We start from the raw sequence: 13820 nt of genomic DNA, 5'->3' as shown, positions 1-13820 counted from the left end.
TATTTGCCCTTATGCAGATTGCGTTGCTTCTAAAAAGTCTTGAGCAAAGCGTTGTAACACGCCACCAGCCGCGTAAATAGAAAGTTCTTCTTGGGTATCTATACGGCACTTCATAGGCACAGTAACTACTTCACCGTCTTTACGGGTAATAATTAAATTAACAGTAGCACCTGGTTTCAAATCACCCGCTACATCGTATGTTTCGCTGCCATCCAGCTTTAAAGTTTTACGGGTTGTGCCCGCTTTAAATTCAAGTGGTAAAACGCCCATACCAATTAGATTAGTACGATGAATACGCTCAAAACCTTCTGCTGCTATTACTTCAACACCTGCAAGCCTTACACCTTTTGCCGCCCAATCACGCGACGAACCTTGACCGTAATCGGCGCCGGCTACAATAATAAGCGGCTGTTTACGCTCCATGTAGGCTTCGATTGCTTCCCACATGCGTGTATTGGTGCCTTGCGGCTCTAATCGTGCGTATGAACCTTGTTTAATATCGCCGTTTTCGTCAAGCACCATTTCATTAAGTAGTTTTGGGTTTGCAAATGTTGCGCGCTGCGCTGTTAAATGATCGCCTCGGTGCGTTGCATACGAGTTGTAGTCTTCTTCTGGCACATTCATTTTGGTCAGGTATTCGCCAGCGGCACTACTTGCCATAATTGCGTTTGATGGCGATAAATGATCCGTTGTAATGTTATCGCCAAGTACTGCAAGCGCACGCATACCAGTCATTGTACGCTCACCCGCAAGTGCACCTTCCCAATAAGGAGGGCGACGAATGTAGGTGCTTTCTGGGCGCCAGTCGTAAAGTGGATCGTTATCTTCACCGTAATCTACGGTTAAATTAAACATCGGCTCGTATACTTTTCTAAATTGCTCTGGCTTAACGCTTTGCTTAATTACTGCATCAATCTCTTCATCTGATGGCCATAAATCTTTAAGCGTAATATCGTTGCCTTGTTGATCTTGCCCTAGTATCCCTTTTTCAATATCAAAGCGAATAGTACCTGCAATAGCGTACGCAACAACTAAAGGAGGTGACGCTAAAAATGCTTGCTTAGCATAAGGATGAATACGCCCATCAAAGTTACGATTGCCCGAAAGCACCGCTGTAGTGTATAAATCGCGATCGATTACTTCTTTTTGAATAACAGGGTCAAGGGCACCGCTCATCCCATTACAGGTGGTACACGCAAAACCAACAATGCCAAAGCCAAGTTGCTCAAGCTCTGTTAGTAGGTTTGCATCTTCAAGGTACGATTGCACCGCTTTTGAGCCTGGTGCTAATGAGGTTTTAACCCAAGGTTTGCGCATTAAACCCTTAGCATTTGCGTTACGGGCAAGTAGTGCAGCGGCAATTACATTGCGTGGATTACTAGTATTAGTACAGCTAGTAATCGCGGCAATAATACATGCGCCGTCTGGCATTAAGCCTTCTTCATTTTCAACAACGCCCGAAATACCTTCTTTAGCTAAATCGCTTGTCGATACACGGCGGTGCGGATTAGATGGACCGGCAATATTGCGCCCTACGCTTGATAAGTCAAACTTAAGTACACGCTCATATTTTGCGGTTTTTAAGCTATCGCTCCAAAGGCCTGCTGTTTTAGCGTAGTTTTCTACAAGGGCAATTTGTTCTTCTTCGCGACCGGTTAAACGCAAGTAATCTATGGTTTTATCATCGATATAAAACATAGCTGCAGTTGCGCCAAATTCAGGCGTCATGTTCGAAATGGTTGCTCTGTCACCAAGTGTAAGCGCGTCAGCACCTTCACCGTAAAACTCTAAATAAGTAGATACAACACGTTGCTCGCGTAAAAATTCAGTAATAGCTAGCACAATATCGGTTGCGGTAATACCTGGTTGGCGCTTACCTGTTAGCTCAACACCTACGATATCGGGTAAGCGAATATAAGAAGCGCGGCCAAGCATAACACTTTCAGCTTCAAGCCCACCTACGCCAACAGCAATAACGCCCAGCGCATCAACATGTGGCGTGTGGCTGTCGGTACCGACTAGTGTATCTGGGAAGGCAATGCCATCTCGGTTTTGAATAACCGGCGACATTTTTTCAAGATTAATTTGATGCATAATGCCGTTACCCGGTGGAATAACGTCAATATTTTTAAACGCAGTTTTTGTCCAGTTGATAAAGTGAAAGCGGTCGTCATTGCGTCTGTCTTCAATAGCGCGGTTTTTTTCAAATGCGTCAGGATCAAAACCGGCATGCTCTACCGCCAGTGAATGATCCACTATTAACTGCGTGGGTACCACAGGATTCACTTTTGCTGGGTCACCGCCTTTGGCTGCAATTGCATCACGAAGCCCTGCTAAATCAACAAGTGCTGTTTGGCCTAAAATATCGTGGCAGACCACACGCGCCGGATACCACGGAAAATCTAAATCTTGCTTGCGCTCAATTAGCTGATTAAGTGCATCGGTTAACATGGCAGGGTCGCATCGGCGTACTAAGTTTTCGGCAAATACACGTGATGAATAAGGTAGTGTTGCGTATGCACCTGGCTTAATTGCATCTACGGCTTCTTGCGTATCGTAGTAGTCGACATTTGAGCCCGGTAAAGGTTTACGGTATTGGGTATTATTAATTATGGTCATAATAAATTCGCTAATTGGTGACGGGGTTATCAAGAAAGCCTTATCTTTTTAGTATTTTTATATAAAGCTGAAAAAGGTGGCTATATAACTCACCTTTATTTACTTACCAACTCTCATATGTGAGGTCATATTTAATCCGTTAAATTGCTCAAACACACTTAAGAGTTGATAACCTATTATCTTGATTCGATTGGTGTGTAACTGCGTGCATCAGGCCCTGTGTAATCGGCACTTGGGCGAATAATACGGTTGTTAGCACGTTGTTCTTTTACATGTGCGGTCCAACCAGTAACGCGGCTCATTACAAATATTGGCGTAAATAACTCAGTCGGAATATCCATAAAATGATAAGCAGATGCATGGAAAAAATCGGCGTTACAAAACAGTTTTTTCTCGCGCCACATAATCTCTTCACAACGAACAGACACAGGGTAAAGCACTGTATCGCCTACCTCAGCCGCTAGTTTTTCAGACCATTTTTTAATAATTACATTACGTGGATCAGATTCGCGATAAATAGCATGACCAAAGCCCATTATTTTATCTTTACGTTCAAGCATCCCCATTACTTCTTGCTCAGCATGCTCAGCACTTGTAAAGCCTTGAATCATATCCATAGCCGCTTCGTTGGCGCCGCCATGTAATGGCCCACGTAACGTACCAATCGCACCTGTCACACAAGAGTGAATATCAGATAAAGTTGATGCACACACACGTCCCGTAAAGGTAGATGCGTTAAACTCGTGCTCTGCGTATAAAATTAGTGATACGTTCATCACTTGTGCAAATAACTCGCTTGGTGCTTTGTCGTGTAACAGCGTTAAAAAATGTGCGCCAACAGAGTCGTCATCTGTTTGTGTTTCAATGCGTACGCCGTCGTGTGTAAAGCGATACCAGTAGCAAATAATACTTGGGAACACAGCAACCATACGGTCGATTGCATCATTGGCTTCGCTAAAGTCATTTTCCATTTCAAGGTTACCCAACATTGAGCAGCCCGTGCGCATTACATCCATTGGATGCGCGTCTTTAGGAATATTTTCAAGCACGGTTTTAAGTGCATCTGGTAAGCCGCGTAAACTTTTAAGTTTAGCTTTATATTCTGCTAATTCGGTTGTGGTTGGTAACTCACCGCGTGAAAGTAAAAAAGACACTTCTTCAAACTGCGCTTTTTCGGCAAGTTCGCTAATATCGTAACCACAATACGTTAAACCAGAACCACTTTGCCCAACAGTACACAATGCTGTTTGACCAGCCACTTGTCCGCGTAAACCCGCGCCGCCTAATGCTTTATCTACCATGATCTTCTCCTATCTTAAATTTGTGTGTGATTTAGGGCGTATTGAACTTTGTGGATTGAAATTTGTTCAATCTAGGGGCGATTAAATCGCGGCGCGAAGTTTGTAACCTAGTGGACTAAGTAAAAACCGAGCAACAAAGAGATAATCGTCCCTAGAAAGAACCTAAGGGGCAGCGCATGTTTGGTCTTTATGCTGCGTTATCGCCTATTTATGTGGAATAACCACACTTCATAGGCTCTGCCTTACCTAAAAACCAAACACACTGCTGCAAATTCAACCACCAACGTTCAACACGCCCTTATTTAATAGTTATTATTTGTCAGATTTTGATGAAAAAAGGGTATCGAGTGTGTTCTCGTACGTGTGGTAATCTAAAAAGTCGTAAAGCTCAGAACGCGTTTGCATATTTTCAATTTGGCTTTGTTGCGAGCCTTCATTTAAAATTGCTGAATACACGTTAAGTGCCGCTTTGTTCATAGCTCTAAATGCACTTAATGGGTAAAGCACCATTTCAACGCCTACATCATTTAGCTGCTCTTTTGTGTAAATAGGTGTTTGGCCAAACTCAGTAATGTTTGCCAAAATTGGAACGTTAATCGCTTTTGCAAATGCTTGGTAATCGGCAAGGTCGTGCACGGCTTCTGCAAAAATAGCGTCAGCACCGGCTTCAACACAGGCAGCTGCACGGTCAATAGCAGCATTTAAACCTTCTTTTTGAAATGCATCGGTACGCGCCATAATATAAAAATCGCTATCGGTTTTTGCATCAACCGCCGCTTTAATACGGTCAACCATTTCACCTTGGCTTACAATCTCTTTATTAGGACGATGGCCACAGCGTTTTTGCGCTACTTGGTCTTCTATATGAAAACCCGCTGCACCCGCTTTAGTCATTTCTTTTACTGTGCGTGCAATATTAAACGCGCCGCCCCAACCGGTATCGGCATCCACAAGTAGTGGTAAATCGCTAGCACCCGTAATACGACGAATATCTTCAAGCACGTTATCAAGGCTTGTCATACCCAAATCAGGCATACCAAACGAGGCATTTGCCACACCGGCACCTGAGAGATAAATAGCTTGGTGGCCCATTTTTTCTGCCATCATCGCTGTGTAGGCGTTAATAGTACCTACCACTTGTAACGGGCGGTTATTGGCAATAGCGTGTTTAAACTTTAATCCTGCTGACATTACTTTCTCCTCACTTTGAACGGTTGCTACGTGGAGTAACTTATAGTTTTAATATGTAATTATGACTGTTTAACTGCTCTACTTAACTTTTAGAAGCTCATACCAATCATTATGGGTATGAGGTCTATTTAACGATAAGAAAATCGTTCTGTAACTAGGCAATAATTTTTATGTTTAGTGGTTCTCGGCAATTGCTCCCTGCATTGCTCTACCTCCTGCATCCATGCAGTCGTAAATAAAAAATTTTTAACGACGTTACGGAGCGATTTAATCCGTTAAATTGTTCGAATACTCATATTGATTGGTATACATCAAATTTGGTTTTAATATTTGCTTGCGATGCACTGATGTGGCGCTTCATAAGCATTTCGGCCAGTTCGCCGTCGTGGTTTTCAATGGCGTTAATAATAGCTAAATGCTCATCAAACGCTTTTGATACACGCGGCCCCACCATGCCCATTTGTACTCGGTACATGCGTATTAATTGATAAAGCTCATTACACAGTAAATGAATTAAATGCGCGTTTTTACTGCCTTGAATAATACGGTAATGAAAATCTAAATCGCCGGCTTCTTGATAATAAGACTCGCCCTCTTTAACACGTTGTGTTTGTAGGTGCTGATTAAGTAATTGCTTTAAACCTTTTACTTCTTCGGGTTCCATATTGTCGGCAGCAAGCCTACATGCTAAGCCTTCAAGTGAGCTGCGAACTTGATAAACTTCAATCAAGCGTTCAGCGGTAAGGGCAACTACTCGGCAACCTACGTTAGCTTTACGCTCAACAAGGTAGCAACTTTCTAGGCGATTTAACGCCTCTCTAAGCGTTGCACGGCTTACACCATAACGTTTGGCAAGCTCAGGCTCTGATATTTTACTGCCTTGAACTATGCTGCCCTCAACAATCTCACGGCGCATATCTACAAATACTTGATCTGATGCGGTAGTTATAGGCGCTTCGTTTAAAAATGTGTGTGTCATAAGTTATTTTTTAGATTGTCGACAATTAATGTGGTTACTATGGGCTTATTAAAAAATCATGTCAACCCTTAAACCTATCAAAACGACTAAAAAACACACCCATTGTCGACACTATTAATCTAAAGTCGTATTAAGTACGCTTTAAAATAGGCCGAACCAATAAAGTGTCGACATAGCAATAAATTGGATGTTACGTTTTTAAGCGCTGAAAATGCGTTATATAAATGCTATTATCGCGCTTTATTTTTATAGTATGAGCTAACGCGTGAACGCCAACACTTTTATTCCTGAGCACTTTATTGACGACGTAAAAACCTATTTACCAGCGCATCTAAACTTAGATGACTTTTTAAATGCGTGTCGCAGGCCCCTCAGAAAATCTATCCGCGTTAATACATTAAAAATTAGCATTGAAGAATTTGTAAAACGTGCAAATGAAAAAAACTGGCTGTTAACCCCAATCCCTTGGTGCAGTGAAGGCTTTTGGCTAGAGCGCCCAAGCAATGAAGAACAAAACCTAGCCCTTGGTAATACCGACTTACATCTAAGTGGTGCTATGTATGTACAAGAAGCAAGTTCAATGCTGCCCCCTATTGCCTTAAAGCAAAGCATTAAACTCGCAGACTCTCAAAATAATTTCGTGCTTGATATGGCATCAGCACCGGGTTCTAAAACCTCACAACTAGCTGCGCTTATGAATAACCAAGGCGTGCTTGTTGCAAATGAGCTTTCGTCATCTCGCTTAAAGGTACTTAGCGCAACACTCAAACGTATGGGCGTTGGTAACTGTGCGCTCTCGCACTTTGATGGCGTTATATTTGGCAACTACATGTTTGAATGCTTTGATAGCATATTGCTAGACGCGCCCTGCTCTGGCGAAGGGACTGTACGTAAAGATGCCGACGCTCTTAAAAATTGGTCAATAGAATCAAACATACAAATAGCTCAAGTACAAAAAGACTTAATTAAAAGCGCATTTTACGCATTAAAGCCAGGTGGCACGTTAGTGTATTCAACCTGCACTCTTACCCCGCTTGAAAACCAACAAGTGTGCGATTATTTACTCAGTGAGTTTGGTGACTACATAGCACCGCAATCCCTAAGCGACTTATTTGAAGGTGCAAGCAAAGCCACCACAAGTGAAGGCTACTTACATGTATGGCCACAAACGTTCGACAGCGAAGGCTTTTTTATTGCTAAATTTAAAAAGCACGCTAATTGCAATAACCCAAATCAAACAGTAAAAAAAGGTGCATTCCCGTTTAACGAGTTTGATAAAAAGCAAAGTGCTGCATTTATCCAATCGCTTAAAGAACATTTTGAGTTAATTACCTTGCCAGGTAGTTTAATGCAGCGCGATAAAGAACTGTGGTTATTCCCTGAAGGGTTTGAAGCCGTACAAAACAAAATTAAATATGCACGTTTAGGTATTCAAATTGGCATTATTCATAAAAACGGCGTGAGGCTAACGCACGAGTTTGCAACCGTGTTTGGCAATGAGTGTAAAACCAATGTATTTGCTTTAAATAACGAGCAAGCGAATGATTATTTTCAAGGTAAAGATATACGCTTAACTGAGGCAACTCAAACAATAGGTGAAGTGGTATTAACGCTGTGCGGCTGCCCTATTGGTTTAGGAAAATGGCAAAAAAATAAGATCAAAAACTCACTACCACGAGATTTAGTGCAAAATACGAAGTTAATAAGCTGGGTTTAAAATGCGACAGAGTTAATTGCTTCAATTAACTCCCTTCTTATAAATTTCGGACTTAAACTATATTAAGTAGAAAATCATGGATAGTTAACAAAGTAGACTTTTATGTACTCTTTATTAACTATTTTTATTAGAAAACTAAAAAATCATCTGGTAAACGCTCACCGAAAACTTCTTCACCAATACTAGATAAATGATCACCGTCAGTCCAAAAAAGACTTTCACAGGTCATAAAGTCTTCTTGAAAATTATAATCAATAAGCTTGTTTTGAGATGAAAATTTTAAATTTTTTCGCTTAGATACTTCAGCTAAAATATATTTATCTAGGTTATTAAATACTATTTTATGACCGTCTCTCAAACTAAATTTAGAATCACACCCTCTAGAAAGTACTTGCTGAGGAGAAAAGTGTGGCTCAATCCTGGGTCCAAACCAAGTTACAGGTATCGCTTCGCTAATTTCTGCCAGGTAACTTGTTACTTGGTTAACATAAGCTTCGTTAATCTTAATATTTTCTACTTTGTCAGTTAGTGCCAGTTTATTAAACATCTCTCTGGTTCCCTTGTTTTTATTTTCATCTAATAATAAATAAAAACCAGCCTGCTCATAAATAACGTGTTCAAAAATATGGCTATTATTAATTAAAAAATGTTTGATTTTTAAATAATGTTCTTGGCAATCTTTTTTCTGTGTATGCGGCCTACAACCTTGTGTATTTGTTATCCCTACAATAAAGTCGTTTTCAAATGCCGAAGAGACCATACCAAAAAGATCTTTCGAATGGCTATCACCAAGAATTAAAACTCCAGGGTTATTAGTTGACTCGCATTGCTTTAGCTTTACTTTCATTGCATCTGTTAGTGAAGTAATATTGAAATTACATTTAGAGAAATTTTGACCTCCTTCAGAATCCACCCCCAAATCATCATTTTCTTTATCTCTATTAAATAAAAGGGAGTAAGTTTTATATCCAGTGCTATCAAGGTTATTAACCCAATAATTATCTCCTTTATTAGCAATAACACTCAAACTTAGAATACTAATAAACAACATGATATATAAAGGTTTACATTTTAAGTAAGCTCTAGCGCTATGAAAACCATTTTTAAACCTGATTTTTTCAATATATCGATTACTTATAAAGCCTAAAAGTATAGAAAGTGCTATTCCTAAGAAGATATAAATATCGTTTAGCGTGTAGTAATAAATACCAACAACTAACGGCCAATGCCATAAATAAATTGAGTATGACCATGCACCTATCTTCTGAAAAACTACATTTCCTGTAACAAAGCTCTCATCACGAGCAGCCAAAATCACAAAAAAGGCACCCAATACTGGCAACAAAGCAGCATAACCAGGCCATGCATCTTCTTTAGTGACTATAAAGTAAGAACCTATAATTAACATCAAACCTAGTCGCTCTAAAATTATTTTCTTTTTATTGCTGAACACTATTGGAAATAGATAAGCTACACCGCCAATCATCATTTCCCACGCTCTAGTAGGTAATAAATAGTAAGCAGCATTCGGCCAATTAAAACTAGCAAAAACACAAAATACAAAGCCTAAAAAAGTTGCAGCTACAATTAAGTAGTTCATTAATTTAATAGTTGTGAACTTATGAATAAACACCAATACAAGTGGGTAAATTATATAAAATTGCCACTCAACCGAAAGTGACCAAGTATGTAGCAACCACTTCTCGTGAGATGCAGCATCAAAATAACCAGCTTCAGTCCAATATGTAATGTTAGATAAAAAACTAATGCTACTTAAAGCATGTTTACCAAGAAGTTCATAATCTAAAGGGGGTAAATAAAGCCAACCGAAAAGAAGCATTACAAAGCAAAGTACCGCTAGTGCTGGAATTATTCTGTTAGCTCTCGCGATATAAAAGCGCATTATAGAAAAGTTTTTTTGTTCTATTCCTTTAAATATTATGCCGGTCATTAAAAAACCCGATATAACAAAAAACACATCAACTCCAGCAAAACCACCGGGTAACCAAGTTGCATTAAAATGGAATAAAACCACACCAATTACAGCTAGAGCTCTAAGTCCATTTATATCTTTTCTAAATTGCACAATGTATTCCTTAACAGTAAAACAGCACTTAAACAAAAACGCTGAAACGCATAATTAATCTAACCATTTGTTATCAAATGTAACCTGGTGGCAAAATTAGTTATGCTTTTTTGAGTAGCTTTACTACACTTTAAAGTACTTTCTTCTCCCTAACGAACCAAGAAAGTGTTTTAGTTAACGCTAGACTCAATTTTGAGTCACTTTATAGCCCAGAGGTTTATTCATATGCCTCTGGGCGTTTTTATTTGCAGGTTTGTTTGTAAATATAACGCTGTTTAAGTTTTTTGTATGCAGCGCCAAATTGTAGTGACATACACAAAGTAGATAGTTGATTTAATTGTTCCGCAATAGTGTAAATACTGTTAAATCGATAACCATACTGGGCAGCCATGCTTAAAGAGTTTACATACAATGCTTTATATTCAGGAGGTAAGTGCTGCCAATTTGCTAATGAAATTTCTATAATACCCAAATGCACCTCAAGCTTGTATGGGCCTACTTTTTTGGCCTGATCAATATACTTTAAAACTTGTTTACTTGGACCCTCTTGGTAACTAGTAACTTTAGCTAGCTCAATCCAAGTTTCAGCCCATGAACTTCTAATCTGGGTAGAATGAAGTAAAAGCGATTGTATCTCTTTATATTCAGTATCTAGCTTACTTTGCTCAGTTTGAGCTTGATCGGTGTTAGCTAAAGCTAGGAGCTTAATATACGACAAAAAATGTAAATAATGGGCATGTTCAGGTTCAAGCTCTATAGCTAACTTAATAGCATTTTGGGCTTTGTTGAGCTCATTACTATAAACCTCAGGTGCATCAAGGAGTGAGGTGTTACTGAGCTCTTGTACTGTATTTAGTGAGCTAAAATACCAAGCATTAGCGCGCATACTTTGCAAACTAAAATAACAAATAATGAGTGTAACTATTGCCAACAGAGTAAGGTGTAATCGCTTAATAACCAGCTGTTCAATCATTAAACAATACCTCAGTTAAACACATAGGATTTGTTACAAACAGTGCATGCGACTTACTTTCACCAAGCATGTCGGTTACTCGTTTTTTTGCCTTACTTAAAATAGGTGGCCTGCGCTTTACCGAATGCGCGTCAGATGCAATATAACTGACTAAATCAGCTTTAAGCATATACTCACTAATGTACAGAGCTTTCTCACCCCATAGGCCTTCAATGCTTGACGCTGTTAACTGAAACTCACATCCTAACTGTGTTAGTTTTTCGATGTAAAATAGGTTTGACTGAATATCACGATTTCGCTCTGGATGCGGAATAACCACTTTTATATTTTGTTTAGCAAGCCAGGTAATAAATTTATCGTACCCTTGAGGCACATGTGAATGAGGTAGTTCTAACAATAAATAATTAAAGCCATTTTTTTTGCCAATAAACGGAAGTTTATTAGTTAAAATAAGCGGCATTAACTCAACATCAAGGCGAGCTTCAGCAGCTACTGCAATATTTATATTAATATTTTGAGCTAGGCAAGCTGCTTTTAATTGGGTTAAATCGTTTAAAAGTTGGGGAACCGAATTATTATACCGGCCTAAATGAATATGTGGGGTTGCAACAATATGTGTTATACCGTCGCTTTGCGCCATTTTTAATAGCGCTAAAGACTCGTTTAAATCTTTAGCGCCATCATCAATACCTGGCAAAATATGTGAGTGTATATCAATCACAATGTAATAGGCCGTTTAAGTGTTTTCTGGTTCAGGTTTTTTAGAATAATCGTGGTAGTCGTAATAACCATAGCTATGCTCATCGTTAGACTTGCTCATATCCACCTGATTTAGCACCACACCTGCTACGTGCGCTTTTACCTCAAATAACCGTTCAAGGCCAGCCTTAATTGGTTTTATACGGGTAACGTCTGATTTAACAACATATATTACCGAATCAGCACTTTGCGCTATAACTAATGCATCACTCACAGCTTGTGTTGGTGGTGTATCAATAATTATATGGTCGTACTGAGTTTTAAGGTGTTCAATCAACTGTGTAAATTTTATGTTTGATAACAACTCAAGTGGGTTACTTGGTATTTGCCCGCTTGGCATTATCACTACACCGGACTTTTCATCAACATGAACACATTCACTAAGCTCTTCTGTACCCACTATTAAATTTGTTAAACCAGGGTGATAAACCGGTATTTCAAATCGCTTAGCTATAGCTGGTTTACGTAAGTCACCATCAATTAGCAATACTTTACCCATTTGAGCTAAAGATATTGCTAAATTAGAAGATGTTGTTGTTTTACCTTCACCTGGTGCTGTAGAAGTAACTGCAATTATTTTATGCTGTTTATCAAGCTGAGTTAAAAGTAAGCTGGTACGAAATGTTCGTACTGATTCTGCAAAGCGCCTATACGCTTCGTCAAGGTATGCGTGCATTGGCAATACACTTTTTTTAGGTAAATTTACCTGTGGTAATAAGCCAAGCATTCGTTGAGCTAACTTGCTTTCAACATCTGGTTTAGTTTTAACAGTATCGTTAAGGGCATCAAAAATAAAGCTCATAACTATTGCAAAAACAAAGCTCGCTACAAATGCAAGCACAACAATAAGCTTTTTATTAGGTTTACTTGGGTTGTTTGGTGCATAAGCTCGATCGGTAAAACGCGCCGCCGCAGAGGTAAAATCGCTTGTTACTTCGGTTTCTTTAGAGCGTGATAAAAACGTATTAAATATATTGCGGTTTGTTTCTACTTCACGTTTCAGCTGGTTGTATTGAGTTTCTTTACGGGTAATATCTTGGTAACGCGCTCTAATATTATTTAAATCATTTTCGAGTGCACCAACGGTTCTTGTAACCCTATTGAGCTCTTTTTCAATACCCGTAATTAGATCTTTAATTTGTTTATTAAGATTATTTTTTACGGTAACAAGCTCAGCACTTGCCGATATAATTTTAGGGTGCTTAGGGCCATAAACTTCACTTAACTCACTTAACTTACGCTCAACAGTTACTACATCACGCTTTACGTTTTGAACAACACTGTGCGATGTTATTTCAGGCATACTGCCTAATAACTCAAGGTTGTTGTTGCCGTATTCAGTTATAACTCGGTTTATACTCTCTAGTTTATTTTTTTCGTTGCGTGCTTCAATTAACTGAGCAGATATTTGCTCAAGCTCTTGTGTTGCAAGCCCTGCAATACCTTCAATATCAATAAGGTGCTGATCTTCTCTAAAGTCTTGTAAGCGCTCTTCTGAGTTATCGAGCTGAATACGAAGTTGCGATAACCTCGAGTTTAACCAACTAGAAGCCTGTTGAGTTATTCCCATTTTCGCGCGCATTTGGCTTTCTATGTATATATCGCCTACAGCATTAGCAACTAAAGCGGCTAAAGCGGGATCGCTCGACTCATAGCTTATATTTACTAATTGGGTATTTCTGATTGGTTCAATACCTAGTTTAGATTTGTAAATACTCAGTAAAAAAAGCATTTTTTGCTCTGCTTTTTCTTCTGCAGATAAATATCTTTCTTCGTTTTTATTTAAAAAAGGCAGTAAACCTTTTACATAGCCTTTAACTTCCCCCATTAAACTAGGCTTAGGAATAAAATCACTGTGTTCTTCTAAATTAAGCTTGGTAATTACTTCTCGGCCAATACTGTCAGATTTAAGTATTTCAAACTGCGTTAAGTAATACTCTTTTTTTGTGGTATCAAGGCCATAAATTTCTTCAAAACTAACAGCTTTAGATTGCTCTGATTCGATAAGTAAAGTAGCAGATGCCGTATATTGCGGCACCAGAGTTAGAGCAAACATAATTGTTAATAAAGTAACAACTACCGAAAAGCCAACAATACGCCACTTAGCACGCTGTATAACCTTTAGATAAACAGTGAAATCAATAACATCTTCATTATCAATTGAATTATTCTCAAACTTATTCATTATTTACTGC

9 protein-coding genes are annotated in these 13820 nt (G+C 39.0%); 1 reads left to right on the top strand and 8 read right to left on the bottom strand.

Annotated elements, in window-relative coordinates; translation table 11 throughout:
• Window positions 1-9: 9 nt before the first annotated feature.
• From acnD to WNY79_RS07210, 4 genes are all read right to left on the bottom strand, one after another.
• The gene (gene acnD, locus WNY79_RS07225) at window positions 10-2619 is read right to left on the bottom strand and encodes a Fe/S-dependent 2-methylisocitrate dehydratase AcnD (RefSeq protein WP_342875501.1); all 2610 of its coding nucleotides are present in this window, start codon (window positions 2617-2619) and stop codon (window positions 10-12) included.
• A 176-nt stretch (window positions 2620-2795) separates the two neighbouring features.
• Window positions 2796-3920 carry a 2-methylcitrate synthase gene (prpC, locus tag WNY79_RS07220; protein ID WP_342875500.1) on the bottom strand — a complete coding sequence of 375 codons (1125 nt, stop codon included), beginning with the start codon at window positions 3918-3920 and terminating at the stop codon, window positions 2796-2798.
• Between the two features lie 312 nt (window positions 3921-4232).
• A complete protein-coding gene (gene prpB / locus WNY79_RS07215; RefSeq protein ID WP_076923873.1) occupies window positions 4233-5111 on the bottom strand; it encodes a methylisocitrate lyase in 879 nt (292 codons plus the stop codon).
• Between the two features lie 292 nt (window positions 5112-5403).
• Window positions 5404-6090 carry a GntR family transcriptional regulator gene (locus tag WNY79_RS07210; RefSeq protein WP_342875499.1) on the bottom strand — a complete coding sequence of 229 codons (687 nt, stop codon included), beginning with the start codon at window positions 6088-6090 and terminating at the stop codon, window positions 5404-5406.
• Window positions 6091-6355: 265 nt separating this feature from the next.
• On the opposite strand from WNY79_RS07210, the gene rsmF reads away from it, so the two are divergent.
• Window positions 6356-7807: a 16S rRNA (cytosine(1407)-C(5))-methyltransferase RsmF gene (gene rsmF, locus WNY79_RS07205; protein WP_342875498.1), complete on the top strand. Its 1452-nt coding sequence runs from the start codon at window positions 6356-6358 to the stop codon at window positions 7805-7807.
• A 127-nt stretch (window positions 7808-7934) separates the two neighbouring features.
• Here the strand turns inward: rsmF and WNY79_RS07200 are convergent, their stop codons facing one another.
• The 4 genes from WNY79_RS07200 to WNY79_RS07185 form a co-directional block, all read right to left on the bottom strand.
• Window positions 7935-9893 carry an acyltransferase family protein gene (locus WNY79_RS07200; RefSeq protein WP_342875497.1) on the bottom strand — a complete coding sequence of 653 codons (1959 nt, stop codon included), beginning with the start codon at window positions 9891-9893 and terminating at the stop codon, window positions 7935-7937.
• 241 nt (window positions 9894-10134) lie between these two features.
• A complete protein-coding gene (locus WNY79_RS07195; RefSeq protein WP_342875496.1) occupies window positions 10135-10866 on the bottom strand; it encodes a VpsP family polysaccharide biosynthesis protein in 732 nt (243 codons plus the stop codon).
• On the bottom strand, window positions 10859-11587 hold the full coding sequence (locus WNY79_RS07190; RefSeq protein ID WP_342875495.1) for a CpsB/CapC family capsule biosynthesis tyrosine phosphatase: 729 nt from the start codon (window positions 11585-11587) through the stop codon (window positions 10859-10861). The genes WNY79_RS07195 and WNY79_RS07190 overlap by 8 nt, the downstream gene beginning before the upstream one ends.
• 15 nt (window positions 11588-11602) lie before the next feature.
• Window positions 11603-13810 (bottom strand): polysaccharide biosynthesis tyrosine autokinase, encoded by a 2208-nt coding sequence (locus WNY79_RS07185; RefSeq protein ID WP_342875494.1) that lies wholly within the window; start codon window positions 13808-13810, stop codon window positions 11603-11605.
• Between the last annotated feature and the right edge of the window lie 10 nt (window positions 13811-13820).

The sequence above is a fragment of the Pseudoalteromonas sp. AS84 genome (assembly GCF_038900255.1).
Taxonomy (GTDB): domain Bacteria; phylum Pseudomonadota; class Gammaproteobacteria; order Enterobacterales; family Alteromonadaceae; genus Pseudoalteromonas.
This window is presented reverse-complemented; position numbering and strand designations above follow the sequence as displayed.

Excerpts from the sequence above, each read along its gene's own strand:
- acnD (WP_342875501.1), bottom strand. The coding sequence starts at position 2,619 with ATGACCATAATTAATAATACCCAATACCGTAAACCTTTACCGGGCTCA.
- prpC (WP_342875500.1), bottom strand. The coding sequence starts at position 3,920 with ATGGTAGATAAAGCATTAGGCGGCGCGGGTTTACGCGGACAAGTGGCT.
- prpB (WP_076923873.1), bottom strand. The coding sequence starts at position 5,111 with ATGTCAGCAGGATTAAAGTTTAAACACGCTATTGCCAATAACCGCCCG.
- WNY79_RS07210 (WP_342875499.1), bottom strand. The coding sequence starts at position 6,090 with ATGACACACACATTTTTAAACGAAGCGCCTATAACTACCGCATCAGAT.
- WNY79_RS07195 (WP_342875496.1), bottom strand. The coding sequence starts at position 10,866 with ATGATTGAACAGCTGGTTATTAAGCGATTACACCTTACTCTGTTGGCA.
- WNY79_RS07185 (WP_342875494.1), bottom strand. The coding sequence starts at position 13,810 with ATGAATAAGTTTGAGAATAATTCAATTGATAATGAAGATGTTATTGAT.